14 protein-coding genes are annotated in these 18,077 nt (G+C 60.2%); 6 read left to right on the top strand and 8 right to left on the bottom strand.

The features are described from left to right. Window positions 1-56: 56 nt before the first annotated feature. The gene (locus tag H9X81_RS04550) at window positions 57-1,448 is read right to left on the bottom strand and encodes an MATE family efflux transporter (RefSeq protein ID WP_204720177.1); all 1,392 of its coding nucleotides are present in this window, start codon (window positions 1,446-1,448) and stop codon (window positions 57-59) included. A 283-nt stretch (window positions 1,449-1,731) separates the two neighbouring features. On the opposite strand from H9X81_RS04550, the gene bilQ reads away from it, so the two are divergent. Continuing rightward, window positions 1,732-2,220: a bilirubin utilization transcriptional regulator BilQ gene (bilQ, locus tag H9X81_RS04545; protein ID WP_204720175.1), complete on the top strand. Its 489-nt coding sequence runs from the start codon at window positions 1,732-1,734 to the stop codon at window positions 2,218-2,220. A gap of 74 nt (window positions 2,221-2,294) precedes the next feature. Then, window positions 2,295-2,624: a hypothetical protein gene (locus H9X81_RS04540; RefSeq protein WP_177502623.1), complete on the top strand. Its 330-nt coding sequence runs from the start codon at window positions 2,295-2,297 to the stop codon at window positions 2,622-2,624. Window positions 2,625-2,679: 55 nt separating this feature from the next. Here H9X81_RS04540 and H9X81_RS04535 read toward each other — a convergent pair whose 3' ends face one another. Continuing rightward, window positions 2,680-2,991 (bottom strand): helix-turn-helix domain-containing protein, encoded by a 312-nt coding sequence (locus tag H9X81_RS04535; protein WP_177502624.1) that lies wholly within the window; start codon window positions 2,989-2,991, stop codon window positions 2,680-2,682. 138 nt (window positions 2,992-3,129) lie between these two features. Between H9X81_RS04535 and H9X81_RS04530 the strand changes: the two genes are divergently transcribed. Then, window positions 3,130-4,257: a glycerate kinase family protein gene (locus H9X81_RS04530; protein ID WP_204720173.1), complete on the top strand. Its 1,128-nt coding sequence runs from the start codon at window positions 3,130-3,132 to the stop codon at window positions 4,255-4,257. Between the two features lie 84 nt (window positions 4,258-4,341). Here the strand turns inward: H9X81_RS04530 and H9X81_RS04525 are convergent, their stop codons facing one another. Together H9X81_RS04525 and H9X81_RS04520 are read right to left on the bottom strand one after the other, a co-directional pair. Then, on the bottom strand, window positions 4,342-5,574 hold the full coding sequence (locus tag H9X81_RS04525; protein ID WP_224762467.1) for a DUF401 family protein: 1,233 nt from the start codon (window positions 5,572-5,574) through the stop codon (window positions 4,342-4,344). A gap of 784 nt (window positions 5,575-6,358) precedes the next feature. Beyond that, a complete protein-coding gene (locus H9X81_RS04520; RefSeq protein WP_204720218.1) occupies window positions 6,359-8,968 on the bottom strand; it encodes a cation-translocating P-type ATPase in 2,610 nt (869 codons plus the stop codon). Between the two features lie 602 nt (window positions 8,969-9,570). Here H9X81_RS04520 and H9X81_RS04515 point away from each other — a divergent pair. Continuing rightward, on the top strand, window positions 9,571-10,917 hold the full coding sequence (locus H9X81_RS04515; RefSeq protein ID WP_204720171.1) for an APC family permease: 1,347 nt from the start codon (window positions 9,571-9,573) through the stop codon (window positions 10,915-10,917). A gap of 102 nt (window positions 10,918-11,019) precedes the next feature. On the opposite strand, the gene H9X81_RS04510 is transcribed toward H9X81_RS04515, so the two are convergent. From H9X81_RS04510 to H9X81_RS04495, 4 genes are all read right to left on the bottom strand, one after another. Further along, window positions 11,020-11,964, bottom strand: a complete 945-nt coding sequence (locus tag H9X81_RS04510) for a VOC family protein (RefSeq protein ID WP_204720169.1) — start codon at window positions 11,962-11,964, stop codon at window positions 11,020-11,022. Window positions 11,965-12,261: 297 nt separating this feature from the next. Further along, complete coding sequence (locus H9X81_RS04505) at window positions 12,262-14,925, bottom strand: M56 family metallopeptidase (RefSeq protein ID WP_204720167.1); 2,664 nt, start codon at window positions 14,923-14,925, stop codon at window positions 12,262-12,264. After that, window positions 14,909-15,304 (bottom strand): BlaI/MecI/CopY family transcriptional regulator, encoded by a 396-nt coding sequence (locus H9X81_RS04500; RefSeq protein WP_204720165.1) that lies wholly within the window; start codon window positions 15,302-15,304, stop codon window positions 14,909-14,911. The genes H9X81_RS04505 and H9X81_RS04500 overlap by 17 nt, the downstream gene beginning before the upstream one ends. 273 nt (window positions 15,305-15,577) lie before the next feature. Next, entirely contained in the window at window positions 15,578-15,772 is a 195-nt protein-coding gene (locus tag H9X81_RS04495; protein WP_204720163.1) for a hypothetical protein, read from the bottom strand. A gap of 277 nt (window positions 15,773-16,049) precedes the next feature. On the opposite strand from H9X81_RS04495, the gene H9X81_RS04490 reads away from it, so the two are divergent. Beyond that, window positions 16,050-16,781, top strand: coding sequence for a class I SAM-dependent methyltransferase (locus tag H9X81_RS04490; protein WP_204720161.1), 732 nt, complete (start codon window positions 16,050-16,052; stop codon window positions 16,779-16,781). Between the two features lie 32 nt (window positions 16,782-16,813). Continuing rightward, window positions 16,814-18,034 carry a cation diffusion facilitator family transporter gene (locus H9X81_RS04485; protein WP_204720159.1) on the top strand — a complete coding sequence of 407 codons (1,221 nt, stop codon included), beginning with the start codon at window positions 16,814-16,816 and terminating at the stop codon, window positions 18,032-18,034. Window positions 18,035-18,077: the final 43 nt, after the last annotated feature.

The raw sequence follows: 18,077 nt of genomic DNA, 5'->3' as shown, positions 1-18,077 counted from the left end.
AGTTTTCCCATATCACAAGGAGATTCTTTGCCGGTTTGGACAGGTTTTATACCGATTTATGCTTTCTGAGCTTTCTGGGCGTCCCGATCGGCCTTTTCCAGCTCCAGTTTGCCAAACAGCTTCACCAGAATGATCACAGCCGCAACGGACAGTACCAGCTCGGCTGTGAACTGGGCATAGGCCAGACCATAGAGCGGGAAGAAGTGGTTGAGGATAAACAGGGCCGGGATCTCCAGGACGATCTTGCGCAGGATGGCAAAGACCAGGGCGTTGCGTCCCAGACCGGAGGCCTGGAATACACCCACTGCCAGGAAGTCCACGCACAGGAAGGGCAGACCCAGGCAGAAGCCCCGCAGGAACCGGGAACCCATCTCGACGATCTCGGGGTTGTCCATGAACATGGTGATGAGGTCGCCGGCAAAGAAGGAATAGGCAATGGATACCAGCACCAGTCCGGTGACCGAGATCTTTGCCGCAAAGGTGAGGGTATGCTTCATGCGCTTGATATTGTCGCTGGCGTAGTTGTAGCTGATCAGCGGCATGATGCCCTGGGAAAGACCATTCGCGATATAGAAGGGCACCTGGTTGATCTTCTGGGCAATACCCATGGCAGCTACGGCATTGGCGCCATAGGACGAGGTGAAGTTGTTGAGGATGGTCATGCCGGTGACATTGAGCAGGTTCTGGATAGCGGCAGGAATGCCCACCAGACAGACACCGCCCACGATCGAGCTTTCAAAGCTGAGCTTGCGGGGATCGATGCAGACATAGGTGCGTCCGCGCTTTACAAAGAGCAGCACCATGAAGTAGAGGCAGGCGAAGCAGTTGGACAGGAAGGTAGCCAGCCCGGCGCCCGCAGCGCCCATATTGAGGCCCCAGGGCATGATGAAGATGGGGTCCAGGATAATATTGAGGAAGCAGCCGCTCATGGTGCCGATGCTGGCGTGCATGGCGGACCCTTCGGAGCGCACCATATAGGCCATAACGACATTGAGGATCGCCGGGGCAGCGCCGCAGATGACAGTCCAGAACATATAGGCCTCGGTGGCGGCCCGGGTGGTGGCATCCGCGCCCAGCAGGCCCAGCAGGGGGCTTTTGAACAGGGTGCAGAGCAGGGAGAAGGCCAGTCCGCTGAGGATAGCGCACCAGAAGCCGAAGGTGGAGCTTTTCGCCACGGTATCATAGTCCCGGCGGCCCAGGGCACGGCTCATCATACTGGAACTGCCCACGCCGAACAGGTTGTTGACGGCGTTGAAGGCCAGCATCACCGGTGCTGCCAGGGTAACGGCGGCATTCTGGATGGGGTCATTCAGCATACCTACAAAGTAGGTATCCGCCAGGTTGTAGAGCACCATGACCAGCGAGCTGAGAATGGTGGGAACTGCCAGCGTGGCGACTGCTTTGGGAATCGGGGTCTCTTCAAAGAGCAGGGTTCTGTCTTGCTGCAAGGAATATCATCTCCAGAAAAATCATTTCGCGCACCAGTTTTCCCGGCCCTCTCCCGGAAAAACCGATGCGCGCTCGCTATTATTATTTTACCATATTCCGGACAGTCTGTTAAGCTGGAGGAATGAACAGAATGTGAATATCTCCGGGGGATTTTTCCCAATATTGTGAACAGGATGTAAATTCCCAAAAAATACTTGACTTAGTCAGGTAAATGAGTATACTAACTCTTGTAGACAGCAGACAGACTGCTGAGATTTCCAAAGACAGGGAGGTTCGTTATCCATGCAAACACCGCTCAACCAAACCCTGGCCTATGCCGTCAGCCAGCTGAGAGCCGACTTTGTGGCATTCTCGTCCCGCAAGCTGGAGGCACTGGGCATCACCCAGGGACTTCTCTACTTTGTTCTCTATATCGGGCGTCATCCGGGGTGTACCCCCTCCGATCTTTCGGCGGCGCTCCATGCCGACAGCGGTCACACCACCCGCAGCATCCACAAGCTGGAAGAAACCGGGTTCGTGATCCGCAAGGCCCATCCCACCGACCGGCGGGCCAGTGTACTGGAACTCACCGACAAGGGCCGTCAGACCATGGAAGCCAGCCGGGGTATGTTTGCCGAATGGGACGCCTATCTGCTGGAACAGATCCCCGAAGACCAGTGCCGTCAGCTCCGGGAACTGCTCCAGACCCTGCTGCCCCACCTCCGGTACAGTCCGGCTATCCCGGACCGTCCCGATGGGCCTCCTGCCCTCCGGGGCCGGATGCCTGAATGATCAAACCCGCATCGCTCTGATGACGCGGCAGTATGTCCCGTTTTTTGTTGTTTCCTGAAAGGAGTCCTTTTACCATGAGAAAGTCCGCTAAGATCTGGCTCGTCATTGCCATCCTGCTCTGTGCCTGTGTTACCGTCCTCAACTTCACTGAGGGACGCATCCCCTCGGTGATCCTCGCCCTGGTGGAGATCGCCGCCCTCGTTGTCCTGCTCGTCAAGGAGAAGAAGGCCGGCTTCTGGCTGCTGTGCGGCTGCTACCTGCTGTCCTTCCTCACCGGCGTCATCGGCGGCATCACCGGCGGCACCGGCATCCTGCTCTCGGTGGGTGCTTCGGCAATCGGCTCGGTACTGATCCCCGGCATCACCTGGCTGTTCCTGCGCAAGGATCTGCCCAATATGCGCTGACTCCGGCTCCGCAGCTTTTTCTCCCTCTCTGTCCGCCCGGGACAGGGAGGGATTTTTATTTCCCGGGGAAATCCGCGTCGTTCTGCCGGCGCATGCCCCGGACGATCACCTCCACCGCCGCCCGCTGTTCCTCGGTGAGCCCGGTGAGATCCAGTCCCGGTTCCGGCGGAGTGCGCCCCAGCAGATAGTCGGCAGTCACTCCGAAGCAGTCCGCCAGCTCTCCCAGATTCTGCAGGCTGGGGCTGCGCTCCCCGGTTTCGTAGGACGAGATCAGCGACGGCGAACACCCCAGCCGCTTTGCCAGCCCCTTCTGGGAATAGCCCCGGCTCTCCCGCAGGGCCCGCAGACGCTCCTTCAGTCCGTCCATTGCCTGTTCCTCCTTTTTTCACCGGCGGCTTTTCCTGTCCCCGCCGGTATGCTACAATAAGATCAGCTCCTATTGTAGCACAGCCGCCGCATCCGGCGCAATCCGCAAAAAATCCACTGCCGAAAGGGGTTTTTACCCATGATCGTCACCATTGCCATCGACTCCTGGAAGGGGTGTCTGGACTCGCTGGACGCCGCCCGTTCCATCGAAACCGGCCTGCGCCGGGTCTGCCCGGACCTGGAAGCAAGGCTCTCCCCGCTGGCGGACGGCGGGGAAGGCACCACCTGTGCCCTCTGCACCCCCGAGGAACGCATTCCCTGTACGGTCACCGGGCCGCTGGGCGAACCGGTCCGGGCTGAATACGGCATCCGCCGTGCCACCGGCACCGCTGTGCTGGAGATGGCCTCGGCGGCAGGACTGCCCCTGGTGCCTCCCGACCGCCGCAACCCCCTGTACACCACCACCCGGGGCGTGGGGGAACTCCTCTGTGACGCCCTGGACCGGGGCTGCCGGAACTTCCTCATCGGCATCGGCGGCTCTGCCACCAACGACGGCGGCGCCGGTATGCTCGCCGCCCTGGGCTTCCGGCTGCTGGACGCCGCAGGCTCGCCCATTCCCGACGGCGCTGCCGGGCTGGAACAGCTCTGCTCCATCGATGCCTCTGCCGCCCGTCCGGAACTGCGGGACTGCCGCTTTAGCATCGCCTGTGATGTGGAGAATCCCCTCTGCGGCCCCACCGGCGCCAGTGCGGTCTACGGCCCCCAGAAGGGCGCCTCCCCGGAGATGATCCCCCGGCTGGACGCCGCTCTCCGGCGGTTCGCTGATACGGCTGCCCGGGTCTTTCCCGGCTGTGACCCCGATGTCCCCGGCTCCGGTGCCGCCGGCGGGCTGGGCTTCGGCTTTGCCGCCTTCCTGGGAGCCCAGCTGCGTCCCGGCGCCGCCATCGTCCTGGAGGAGACGGGACTGACCGGGCTGCTCCCCGGCAGCGACCTCTGCTTCACCGGTGAGGGCCGCTTCGACTTCCAGACCTCCATGGGCAAGGCGCCCGCCGCGGTGGCCCGGCTCGCCCGGGAACAGGGGATCCCGGTCATTGCCCTGGCAGGCAGTGTCCAGCCCGATGCGCCCCTGGGGGAGATCGACGCCGTCTTTCCGGTACTGCGTGCTCCCATGGGCCTTGCCAATGCCATGGACCCGGAAACTGCCCGGCAGAACATTGCTGCCGCCGCCGAACAGATCCTGCGGCTGTGGCTCCGGGCCCGGCAGTAACCCTCTTTTCCGCATAAAAAATCCCCCGTCTGTCCATTGGGACAGGCGGGGGATTTTTATACATTCCGGTTCAGCACGCAGGCGTTAGAATACGAATGCGGTGAGAATGAAGTAGTAGCCGAAGCAGAGCGCTGTGGCCACAATAACCAGCGGAACAGCCTTGACGATCAGAGAGCCCAGCGGGATCTTGAAGTCCTCGGCGCAGAGGGTCAGGCAGATGTGGGTGGGGTTGATCTGCATTACGATGTAGCTGACGCTCATTACCAGCAGGAACATGGGATAGAACTCGGGGCCAGGGAAGACAGTCATCAGCATGGGGATAGCCAGTACGAAGATGGTAAGGCTTCCGCCAACCAGAGTACCGATGGCGAAGATCAGAGACCAGACCAGGAAGTTGGGGATGGGCAGCTTGGACAGGTATACAGGCAGCAGGTCTACAACGCCGGTGGAGCGCAGCAGGTTACCGAATACCATTACAGCCAGGGTGTTCAGCATGAGCTTGGATTCAAAGGCTGTGCGGAAGAAGGGAACAACTTCCGAAACAGAGAACTTCTGTACGAAGAATTCCAGTACGATGCACACCAGAACAGCACCCCATACAGGAGTATTGAGGGTCAGAACCATGGCGATGGACAGGAAGATGGGCCAGATGCTCTTGACCAGCAGCTTCCAGTAAACGCTCTTGGGCTCATCGTATACCAGACCGGTCTCCTTGGGGATCCGGCGCAGGTAGATGACATAACCCGAAATGAACAGGCACACAACAACCGGCAGCATACCCAGTACAAAGCTCGAAGGAGTTACCAGGCCGTTGGTCAGGGTAATCGCGATGAGAATGGTGTTGTAGGTGGGCATGAAGGCTTCCGAAATGTGACGGAAGTAGCTGGTAGCCGCAGCAGTTTCAGGGGTGGTCAGGGAGTCGCCTACGGCGCTGCGCACGATAGGACCGCAGATCAGTACGGTGCTGGCGGCAGGCAGACAGCCCAGCATGAAGGGTACTACCGAAGCATTGATGCGGCGGTTGTTGAACAGACCATTCATAGCCTCTTCACAGCCGGCCAGCTGCTTGCGGGACTCCATCATACGCTGCAGATAGGTGATGCAGTACAGCACCAGCAGAGCGTTGATGGTGTTGGAACCGATCAGACCGGACTTCAGAGCCGGCAGAACCAGATCGGAAGGCATGGCGTAGAGCACTACAACCACGACGCTGGCGATGGACATTACCAGGTTCAGCGGCTTCTTCATGGACAGAAGGCCGATGATGATGGCAAAGACTGCTGCCAGCTTGATGAGTGAGAGAACTTCGGGATTCAAAGAATTCTTCCTCCTTAATACACCTTGCCCCGTCTTCGGTGAGTTCCGCAGCCGGTGAAGACAGGACGCATACAGATTTTGGGGTATGCCGGGCTGCGGGACTTCTGAGTCCTTGAAGGACTTTCGCACAATTTAAGATTATAGCACTGCCAAAGCCATTTTGGAAGTACTTTTCCGAAAAAAGTCGAGAAAACTACTATGATTTATCCCGAGGAATATAATTACCCGTAATTTTTCCAGTAAATATGAGCAAAAACCTGCGGTTCTGTCCTTAGAATGCAGGGTTTCCGGGCATACAGAATCAGCCGGTTAAAGTGATGAAACGCCCTGTCACCAGCCTATGCCGCCGCCCCGGAAAAAAGACCGCCTGCGGGCAGTCTGTCCCCGGTGCGGGAACAATTTTCGCCCACAGGGACGCTCTGCGGAGGTCAAGCGGAGCTGCCGGGCAAAAGCTGCCCGGACGAGGGCGCAAAAACAGCCCCCGGCGGAAGCCGGGAGCTGTGCGCAGGCTGCGCCCATGGGGGAAGGGCGGGCAATGGGGGCTGGTGCCGGGAAAGCACCGCACTGGGCGCCCGCCGGGGCAGAGGGCACGCCCAGGCGCAAAAACAGCCCCGGCGGAGGCCGGGGACTGTGCACAGGCTGCGCCCATGGGAGAGCGGCAGGCAATGGGGGTGTCTGGTGCCGGGAAGCATCACACTGGGCACCCGGTGGGGCAGAGGGCACGCCCGGGCGTAAAACAGCCCCCGGCGGGGGCCGGAGGCTGTCTGGATGCGGGATATGGGTGTTACTTGCCCCGGGCGATCCGTGTGATCTGGATGCACAGGGTGGGCAGCACAGCCAGGCCGAGGATCATGCCCAGCTGAGCCAGGGTGAGATCTGCCACCAGGAACAGGCCATGCAGAGCGGGGATCAGCAGCACAGCCAGGAGCAGCAGCACGCCCACGCCGAAGGCAGCCAGCGAAGCGGGGTTGCCCGAGAGGCCCATGCGCAGGATGCTCCGGTCCTCCCGGCAGTTGAAGCCGTGGAACAGACGGGCCAGGGTCAGGGTGGCAAAGGCCATAGTCATGGCTTCGGCAGTGCCGGTCCGGCAGCCCAGATAGAAGGCAGTCATAACCGGGACGGCGATGAGCAGACCCTGCAGGCCGATGCGCTTGACCAGATCGCCGCTGAGCAGCGGTTCCTTGGGGTCACGGGGCTTGCGGTTAAGCAGGTCGCTGCTGGCGGGCTCCATGCCGATGGCAATCGCCGGCAGCGAGTCGGTGAGCAGGTTGATAAAGAGCAGGTGCACAGCGGCAAAGGGAGCCGGCAGTGCCATCAGCGAGGCATACAGCACACAGAAGATACCTGCCATATTGCCGGACAGCAGGAAGCCGATGACATTCTTGATGTTCTCATAGACGCCTCGTCCGTTGGTGACAGCGTTCACGATGGTGGCGAAGTTGTCGTCTGCCAGGATCATGGCGGCGGCGTCCTTGCTCACCTCGGTACCGGTGATGCCCATGGCAACACCGATGTCCGCCTTCTTGAGCGCCGGGGCGTCGTTGACGCCGTCACCGGTCATGGCGACAATCTGTCCACGGCGCTGCCAGGCAGTGACAATGCGGATCTTATGCTCCGGCGATACACGGGCATACACCGAAATATGGGTCAGCTTGCGGTCCAGTTCCTCATCGGTCATCTGCTCCAGCTCGGGGCCGGATACAGCCAGGTCGCCTTCGCCGAAGATGCCGATGCGCTTGGCAATGGCAGTGGCAGTGACCTTATGGTCACCGGTGATCATCACCGTCCGGATGCCGGCACGCTTGGCATCAGCAACAGCTGCCACCGATTCGGGACGGGGCGGGTCGATCATCGAGATCAGGCCGATGAATACATAGCCCTGTTCATCGTCCAGCGACAGTTCCCGTACACAGTCCAGCTCCCGGTAGCCAAAGGCCAGCACACGCAGGCCCTCTTCCGAAAGGCTGTTGTTCACCCGCATGATCTCTTCCCGGTCGGCCTCGGTGAGCTCCCGTACCCCCTCCGAAGTCATCAGACGGTCGGAACGGGCCAGCAGCACATCGATGGCGCCCTTGGTCATCAGGGTGGGCACCCCTTCGATCTCCTGCAGGGTGGTCATCAGCTTGCGGTCGGAATCAAAGGCCAGCTCGCCCAGCCGCTGATGCTGGCTGCGGTAGGCGCTCTCCTCCACGCCGAAGTTTTCGCCCAGCAGCACCAATGCCACTTCGGTGGGGTCACCGATGGAGGTGCCGGTCTCGGCGTCATGGGTGGCATCGCTTGCCAGCAGGGCGGTCTTGAGCAGCAGACGCTGGGTATCATTTGCCAGCTCCAGATCACAGCCGTCGCACAGCTTGCCGTCGGCATAGATCTTTTCCACTGTCATGCGGTTCTGGGTCAGGGTACCGGTCTTGTCCGAGCAGATCACCGATACGGCGCCCAGGCTTTCCACCGCCTTGAGCTCCTTGATGATGGCGTTCTGCTTTGCCATCTTCTGGGTGCCGATGGCGAGCACGATGGTGACGATGGAGCTGAGTGCCTCAGGAATGGCAGCCACAGCCAGCGCCACAGCAAACATCAGCGAATCCAGCAGTCCCATGCCGCTGCGGAAATAGGAGAGCAGGAACACCACGCCGCAGATGGCGATGATGGCGATAGCCAGCTTCTCACTGAACTTGTTGAGGTTCTCCTGGAGCGGGGTCTTGCGCTGACGGGTATTGTCCAGCAGCGAGGCGATATGTCCCAGCTCGGTCTGCATGCCGGTGGCAGTCACCACAGCGGTGGCACGCCCATAGGTCACCAGCGATCCCGAAAAGACCATGTTCTTCCGGTCACCCAGCGCTACATTTTCCTCGGGGATCACATCGGCGGTCTTTTCCACCGCCTCGCTCTCGCCGGTGAGGGAACTCTCGTTGATCTTCACCGACCAGCTCTCCAGGATACGGGCATCGGCGGTGATGAGGTCGCCGGCTTCCAGGAGCAGAATATCACCGGGCACAACTTCCGGCGAGGGTACCTGCACCTTGATGCCGCCCCGGAGCAGGGTGGCGGACGGGGAGCTCATGGCCTTGAGGGATTCCAGGGATTTTTCCGCCTTGAGGTACTGCACAGTACCCAGTACGGCATTGAGGATCAGCACGGCAAAGATAACCAGCGAGCTCTCCCCCTGACCGGACAGGATGGAGATCACCGCTGCCGCGATCAGAATCCAGACGATGAGATCCTTGAACTGGTCGATAAACACTTCCAGCGCGGTTTTTTTGCGTCCCTCGGCGAGTTTGTTCTCACCGTAGCGTTCCAGACGGTTCCGGGCTTCCTCCGGCGACAGGCCGGTACGGAAGGTCGAATAGCGTTCCAGTACCTCATTCTGGGACAGATTGTAATCCGGACGATTCATATCCATTGTTGTTTCTCTCCTTTTTCAGCAGGCACATTCCCGGGCGGTAAGGTCTTCCGGGGGGAAAAAGAAAAAGACCTCCCGAAATCCGCGCAGAATGGCAGAATTTCGAAAAGTCTTGTTGCCTTCGGAAACGATCGGCGTGCGCTGCCAGCCGGCTCATGTTTCCCGGCGTGATGTTGGCAGTGCAGCTTTTAACTACTCCCTTTTCGTATTGGTATCAGTGTAACCCATTAACTGTAAATTAGTCAATACTAATTGCCGCAGATTTACCAAAAATTCACCGGTTCATCTTTACGACATACTGTCCAAGCTGTACCGGAAGTTTCTATACACAATCCCCATTTATGCAGGATTGCCCTGCAACAGGTGTATTGTTTTTGGGCAGCTGCGTTCATTTTTTATCCAAATCGTTCATAGAATGCTCATGGATATTCACGATTTTACCTATTTACACTTGTAAACAGGCTGTGAATTTGTTATTTTTGTACTGGAAACACCCCGGTCTGGTCCGATCGGGGAACGACGATCGTCCTTTTTTCTACTGTTCCAATGGAAGCCCGCCGCTTCCGCTCATTTCAACCTGTAAGGAGGAATCCCTTATGTCAACTGAAAGACAGGAATCCAAGCTGATTCGCAACATCGGGTTCTGGCCTCTGATGGGTATCGCCTATGGTCAGATCATCGGCGCAGGTATTATGACCCAGACCGGTATCGCCATCGGTATGACCGGTACCGGCGTTGTACTGGCTTATATCATCTCCGCTGTCTGCACCACCTTCCAGAACTTCCCCACTGCCATCCTGGGTGCCACTGTACCCGTCTCCGGCGGTGAGTACCGCTATATCAGCCGTCTGCGCGGCAAGAAGTGGGGCTTTGTCTATCTGGCTACTTATGTGGTATCCAAGCTCACCATCGCCCTGTATGCCCTGAGCTGTGCCTCCTATCTGGTGGCCTTCCTCACCGGCATCAGTGAGCAGATCATCGCCATCTGCCTGCTGGTTGCTGCCTTTGCCATCAACCTGCTCGGCACCAAGCAGTCCGCTTTCGTTACCACCGGTATCACTGCCCTGCTGCTCCTGGGTATGGCACTCTTCCTGTTCTATGGTCTTCCCAAGACGGATATTGCCTATGTATTCGATCCTTCCAACCTGATGGCCCATGGCCCCGGCAACCTGCTCTCCGCCATCGCGCTGCTCTCCTTTGCCACCGGCGGCGCTCAGGTTATCGGCAATATGGGAAGTGAGATCATCGACCCCCAGAAGAATATGCCCAAGGTTATCATTATCTCCACTGTAACAGTCGGCATCATGTATGCCCTGGTGGCAATGGTTGCATCGGGCGTTCTGCCTCTGGAAGTGGTTTCCAATCAGAACCTCTCGCTGGTTGCCGCTGATGTAATGCCCGGCTGGGCCTTTACCTACTTCACCCTGGCTGCCGGCGCCGGCGCTACTGCCAAGACTCTGAATGTTACCCTGTCCTGGTCGCCCAAGCCCATTCTGATTGCCTGCGATGATGGTATGCTGCCTCGCTCCTGGGGTACTGTTTCCAAGCGCGGCGTTCCCTATAAGATCCTCATCGCCTTCTTCTTCATTGGTCTGATCCCACTGCTGGCCGGCATGGATATCTCCCTCATCTCCAAGATGGGTACCGCGATCTCCCTGCTCTCCAAGCTGATGTTCTCCTACGCATTCCTGAACCTGCCCAAGAAGTATCCCGAAGCCTTTGCCCGCTCTGAGATGAAGGTTTCCGAAGGTACCGTCAAGATCCTGGGCTACGGCAGTATGATCCTGTCCGCGATCTTCTCGGCATCGCTCATCATCGACCTGCCCACCGCTGCCAAGATCGGCTTCGTAATCCTGTTTGCCGCCTCCATCGCCTGGGCGAACTCCGGCAAGCTGGATAAGATCGAGATCCCCAATGACCTCGATGTTCAGTATGTAAAGTAAGGGCATCTTTCCAGATTCAGAAACCCCCGTGTGAACGCACGGCATACGCGAAAAACGGACGCTCCATACGGAGCGTCCGTTTTTTTGCGCTGAGAAAGGGGATCAGGCGGGGGAGGCGGCTTCTACCGCCAGCCGGATGCTGCCGTTGACCTCGTCGCCGTAGAACCAGCAGCTGCCGTCCTCCGCCGCATAAAAGCTGTAATACATACCGGTCTTTTCACTGTTCCAGAGCTGATAATAGGTGCAGGGAATGCCGCTGCGGTCTGCCGGCTCCTGCACAATGGTATAGCCGGCTTCCTCCGCCTGGCGGAGCACTTCTTCCAGATCCAGTACCGACCGGGTCAGGGCCTCCTCCGGGACAAGAATCCCCCGGACGCCATCCACTGTATTGATCTGCCACCAGCCGTCCCCCTCCACCAGCTCCGATTCGCTGAGATCCGCCGAGGTGAGAAGGTCGCTTCGCTCAGGCATGAGGAACTCCCGCCACAGGGTTTCCCCGTCAAAGGTATAGACCTGCAGCCCATAGAGAAGCGGATCGCCCCGGCTCAGCCATACCAGCTGATCCGGTTTGCCTGCCTTGCAGTTCGCCCGGAACTGTTCCAGCCGGGCGGAGTTCTGATAGAGCTCCTCCACCGGCACGGTTTCGGGCACAGTTCCGTCCCGTCCCAGTTCGATCCAGCCGCTCAGGCTCCCATCTTCATTGGCAAGCCGGAAATACCGGTCACTGACAATCAGATCCCCGTAGCGCTCCACAAGAGAATCGGCTGTGCGGGTGCCGCCGGCCCAGTCCACCACCGCTGTATAAAACGACTCATCGGCCCAGTCCGGGAGGGTCCGGGGCTGCTGGCTCTCCGGGGCGGAACTCTCCTCCCCGGCGGGGTCGGCGCTGCTCTCCTGCACGGACGACGCCGGCTCAGAGGGCTGTTCCTCCGCCTGGGAGGAAGGGGCAGAGGCCTCGCTGCCGCTCTCCGGCTCCGAGCGGGCCGGGGCGCAGGCCGTCAGGGTCAGGGACAGCAGCAGGGTCAGAAGCAGAAGTTTTGGGTTCATGGTACTCCCTCCTTTTATAATAAGTGTAGCATCAAACCGCCGGGTTTTCCACAGAGGGCGGCGAAAAATGTGGAAAAGCCGGAGCAGTCCAGAGTCCGGGTACACAGCCATGGGGTTTCCGGGGCAGGGACGCACCAGAATCTGTGCCCGGGAGTTTTCCACAGCGTCCCGGGGAGAAAGGGGAAAACAGAACGCCCCGGGGCTGCCGGGGGTGGCAGTTCCGGGGCGTTTTTATGGGAAAGCGGGCGGAGGAACAGTCCGTACCGCTCTCCGGCAATAGGGAATGAAAGGGGAGGATCACTCTGCCGGGGTCTCGGCAACCTGCCAGGCTTCGCCCTCACCGGAACAGGTGGCTGTCCAGAGGGTATTCTGATAGCCGGTAGTCCCCACCGAGTAATCCACCCGGAACCGGATGGTCTGACCGACGCCGTCTGTGCTGTCGCTCTCATAGGCGATGGTATCCACCGACGCTCCCGGATACAGGCGCTCCAGCGCTGCTTCCACCGCCGCAACGGCAGCCTCCTGCTCAAGCCGGAATGCCTCCTCAGGATAGGTATACTCCGCCACATACCAGATGCCGTCCGTCTTTTCCACGGTGAAATCCACGATGCGGTAGCTGGGTACATAGGCGGGGTCCTCGTCCCGGTCGATGCCGCCGTCCATGGTCTCATAGGCCGCCCGGATCACCATGCGGTCCGGTTCCACCGACACGGCCTGCAGCCCCGACAGCGCCATGGCATAGGAATAGCCCGTTTTCCAGGGGCCCAGCCGCCAGACTCTGCCGTCATCGGTCTTCTGAATCCGCACCACATCGCTGGCCTCATAGGCTTCGATGGCCTCCGGTGTGAAGATGCTGCGGATCACCCGGTCATAGTCGGGGAGGTCATAATACACCGAGCCATCCGAAAAGGTGGTCGTGTCCTGCCATGGAAACAGAACCATGTCGTCCACATCATAGGCGGCGCTGGCACAGTACCAGAGATCCAGCAGAATCCCGGTGACATTGCTGCCATCGGCGTCCAGGATCACGGTATCCGAAAAGTCGTACCGGTCGGAGAAACTGCCCGGGTACCGCTTGCCGGTGGGACCATAGTCCCACTGAGCTTCGTCGGCGTCTGCCGGGGAGAGACGCACCGTGCGGGCGATGGTATCGAGGGTATCATCGGAAATTTCCGCCCCCGGCTCGAAGCGCAGGGCAATATACACGCCCAGCTCCCGGTTGAAGCTCACCAGGCCGGTGGTCTCAAGGGAGGGCACCCCGGCATTGGATACCTCCGGATGGGCTTCCGCCCAGGCAGCGTCCTTGTACTGCACCTCCATGCGTCCGGTCTCACCGTAGTCCAGGGTCTGGATGGGGGTGTAGGGGTCCCAGATCTCAGCACTGGAAAGCCGCAGGCTGGAATAGACGCTCTTGTACTCGTCCTCCGGGGCGATCTCACCGTCGTAGACTTCGTACCCGCTGCAGCCCAGCACGCCCATGAGGGTCTCCCCGTCCCGGAATACCAGATCGGCGCCCAGGTTGTTGATGGGGCCGTCCTCCGTGCCGGCTGTGCTCACCTCCCAGCTCTCGGGAACCGCCAGCCGCAGCTCAAATTCCGGCACTGCCGGGGCATACTCCGCCTGGCTCATGGGCAGGGTTGCCGATACCAGCTTGTATCCCTCGGGCAGCGCTGTCACGGTGGGGCCGCCGCCGGCTTCCTCCAGCAGATCGGTGGCTACCCCCTGGTCGATGCCCTTGAGGGTCGCCTCCAGCCACAGCTCATCATACTGGGTTTCGGCAAGGTCGATGGAATAGGTCTTGCCCGCCTCCCAGAGATGACCGCTGCTCTCCTCCTCAAAGAGATGAACGCTCATGAAGCTGTCGCCCATGGCAGCCCGTCCATAGACCCGGATCTCCCAGTCGGAAGCCGGGGCATACCCCTCGGGAATGGTGAAGGACACCTTGCTGTCCTCATACTGAATGCTGTCGGTGAGGGCTTCCAGCGCCTCGGTACCGGTGAGGTTCATGCCGCCGGTAAAGGTACAGCTCACCAGAATGCCCAGCATCAGCACCAGCCCTGCCAGTGCCGACTTCCTTGTCACCGGGGCGGCAATGATGAGCCGTACCCGTTCCTTGAGGCCCCGGCGTCCCACCGACATGGTGGTCGCCAGCGAGCCCAGTTCCCCGGGATTCTGCCGGGTGCGCACCAGTTCCACCAGGGTCTGTCCATAGGCGAGGTTTTCCTCTTCGCCCAGCGTTCGCACCGTGCGCTCATCACAGGCCAGCTCGCAGTCCTCCCGGGAGGCCGCTGCCGCCAGCCACACCAGCGGATCGAACCAGTAGAGAATCAGGCAGAGGGTCCGGGCTGCCGCCCAGATGTGATCCTTCTGCCGCCAGTGACAGAGCTCATGGGTGAGCACATGCCGCCGGCGCACCGGATCTGCCGCCGCCTCGGGGGTGAGATACACCGCCGGACGCAGCAGCCCGAACAGGCAGGGGGAACCAATCCCCTCCGCCACCCACACCGGCAGCGGACTCTCCGGAACCGGGAGTTCCCGCCGGGCGCGCCGGAGCTGCCGGGCAAACCGGGCATTCACCCAGAGAAACCACCCGCTGGTACCGAGCGCTCCCGCCGCCCAGATCAAAACCAGGGGCGAAAACTGCGGCAGGGTCTCCGCCGCCGGGGCAGTTTCCTCCGGTGCGGCGGGTTCAGCGGTTTCCGGTCGGGCAGAGGCGGCGCCATCGGGGGTGATGACCTCCACCCGCTGGGCTAAGAACCGCTCTGCCGACTGGGCCGCCGGGAGATTCAGCACACTGGTGGGCGAGGGCAGCGACACCGGCACCAGCAAGCGGAGCAGCACCACCAGCCACAGCCCATAGCAGAGCCGGCGGCTCAGCCGTCCCCGTCCGAAGTGCCGCAGGGCCAGCACCGCCAGGATCAGCACCGAGGAGGTGAGCAGCAGTTCACTGGGATTCATCATGGCGTTTCGCCTCCTTTGCCCCCTGGAGCAGTTCTTCCAGCTCCTCTACATCGTCCGGGGTGAGGGCCTCTGTCCCCACCAGGGTGGACACCATCAGCCCCAGGCTCCCGCCATAGAGCCGGTCCAGAAAACTCCGGGTCTCCCGGCGGCAGGCATCCGCCTGATCCAGCACCGGCCAGAATTCCTTGGCCCGTCCGTTTTCCCGGTGAGCCACCGCACCCTTCTTCTCCAGACGGCTGAGCATGGTGATGATCGTATGCTTGGTCCAGCCCGTCTCCGGCGCCAGCCGCTCGGTGAGCTGGGTAATGGTCGCCGGGGACTTGCCCCAGAGCTGGTTCATCAGCTTCCATTCGCCGTCCGACAGCGGAATATTTGCCATCGTCATTCCCTCCTTCCGTATGGTAGACAGTTGTTTACCTGACATCAGCATACCAGAAAGGTAGACAGTTGTCAACCTATTCAAACAGAAAAAAACGCCCTTGCGGGCGTGGAGAGGGAGCAGGTTCTATTCGGGGGAAAACAGCCGGTCAGAGCCAGCGCCGGGGGCAGAGGGGCGCCAGGACCCGCCAGCCGGCGGCGACCAGTCCCACACAGAAAAGTGCCCGGAGAAGTTCCATGAGAAAATCCACCTCGGTTCAGAATCCAGGGCCCGCTACCGCAGAGTCCAGTGAGGGTCCACCTTCCAGCACCGGCGTTCCACATCGGCACAGAGCCGGCTGTAATAGTCAAGATAGGCACGGCGGCGGCGGTGATCCTCGGCACTGGCAGCCCGGTACTTTTTCCAGGCGGCGCAGGTCTTGTGACAGCCTTCATAATACTGGGGACAGCGGCTCTGACAGGGAAGCATGGACAGGCACTCCTTTCCATTCAGGCGCCCGCTGCTTCCAGCGGCAAGGCGGCAGCAAGCGCCATGGGGGTTTTGGTTCCCGCCGTCCGCCGGCAGGAACTGCCTCCCGCTGTTCCGGTACGGTTTTATTATACCGGCCCGGCTTTGCGGGGATTCGTCCCCTGTGTAAACTGCAGATGAAGCCAAAACTTTCCTCTGCCCCGTTGCCTGCCGGCACCGGGTGTGATAAAATGGCAGTTGACCGCCTTTTTTATCCATAGAAGGAGGAATTTTTTCCATGAACAACATCTATGATGACAAGGCATTTTTTGACGCCTATTCCCGGATGGCCCGGAGCACCGGCGGACTGGAAGCTGCCGGGGAATGGCATCAGCTCCAGCCGCTGTTCCCTGCCATGGAGGGCAGCCGGGTACTGGATCTGGGCTGCGGCTATGGCTGGCACTGCAAATACGCTGTGGAACAGGGCGCCGCGGAAGCCCTGGGACTGGATCTCAGTGAGAAGATGATCGCCGAAGCCCGGGCGCGCAATGCCGACCCCCGCATCCGGTATGAGGTATGCGGCATTGCCGAATACAGCTATCCCGCCGGATACTATGACCTGGTGGTTTCCAATCTGGCCCTGCACTACCTCGCCGACCTGGACGACATCTACCGGAAGGTATTCTCCACCCTCCGGGCCGGCGGTGTATTCCTGTTCAATATCGAACACCCGGTCTTTACTGCCGGTGTACGGGAGGACTGGGTCCGGGACGCTGAGGGCCGTCCGGTCTGCTGGCCGGTGGACAACTACTATTATCCCGGGGAACGCACCACTCTCTTCCTGGGTCAGGAGGTCAAAAAACAGCACCATACCCTCACCCAGATCCTGATGGGTCTAATCCGGTGCGGCTTTGTACTGGAGGCTGTGGAAGAGGCTATGCCCGATCCGTCCATGCTGGATCTGCCCGGTATGGCGGATGAGATGCGCCGTCCCATGATGCTGCTGGTCAAGGCCCGCAAGCCTGTCTGAAACCATTTCGATAAAAAGGACTGTGTTACTGCATGACTGAATTTCTGCTCTCGCGTTTTGTAAAAGGATACCCCGAAGTAAATGACCCGCAGGTCCGGGCCCGGTGCGGCAATCTGGCCGGTCTGGTGGGCATCTGCTGCAACCTTCTGCTCTCCGCCGGCAAATTCCTGGCAGGACTGCTCACCGGCAGCGTTGCCATCTCCGCTGACGCTGTCAACAACCTCTCGGATGCCTCATCAAGCATCATCACCCTGCTGGGATTCCGGCTGGCTGCCCGTCCCGCCGATGACGAACACCCCTATGGACACGGACGCACCGAATATCTCTCGGGACTGGCTGTGAGCGTGATGATCCTGCTCATCGGCGCTGAACTGGCAAAGACCAGCATCCAGAAGATCCTCTCGCCGGAACCCATCACCACCGGAATGGTATCCATTCTGATCCTGGCGGCCTCCATTCTGGTGAAGTTCTGGATGGCGGCCTTCAACCGCCATGTGGGACGGCTGATCCGTTCCGCCACCCTGGAAGCCACCGCCGCTGACAGCCGCAACGATGTCATCAGCACCGGCGCTGTCCTCATTGCCACCCTGCTGCAGATGCAGTTCGGCTGGAATCTGGATGGCTATATGGGTCTGGCTGTGGCTGCCTTTATCCTGTGGAGCGGCTGGGGTCTGGTAAAGGATTCCATTGCCCCGCTGCTGGGACAGACCCCCGATCCCGAACTGGTACGGCATATTGCCGATGTGACCCTTTCCTATCCCGGTGTACTGGGCATCCATGACATGATCGTACATGACTATGGCCCGGGCCGGCAGTTTGCCAGTCTGCATGCCGAAATGGCTGCCGGTGCCGATGTGCTGGAAAGCCATGACACCATCGACCGCATTGAGAAATACTTCCTGGAGCAGGAGGGGCTGCATGTGGTGATCCACTATGACCCCATTGTCACCGATGATTCCGAAACCGGTGAGGCCCGGGAGTTCTTTGCCGCCGAAGCAAAGAAGCTCGATCCCCGGCTCTCCATCCATGACCTGCGCATGGTGCCCGGCACCACCCATACCAATGTGATCTTCGATCTGGTTCTGCCCCGGGAACTGGACAGCCGCACCTCCGAACTCAAGCATGCCCTGCAGGAAGCTGCCCAGCGGAAGAATCCCCTGTGGCTCTGCGTCATCACCGCCGAGAACAGCTTCACCGGCACCTTCGCCTCGGAAAAGGCCAAGGAAGCGGAAACCTCTGCCTCAGAACAATAAAAAAACGCCGCCCTCGCTCACTGCAGGGACGGCGTTTTTTAGT

The sequence above is a fragment of the Hydrogenoanaerobacterium saccharovorans genome (assembly GCF_016901815.1).
Taxonomy (GTDB): domain Bacteria; phylum Bacillota; class Clostridia; order Oscillospirales; family Ruminococcaceae; genus Avimicrobium; species Avimicrobium caecorum.
This window is presented reverse-complemented; position numbering and strand designations above follow the sequence as displayed.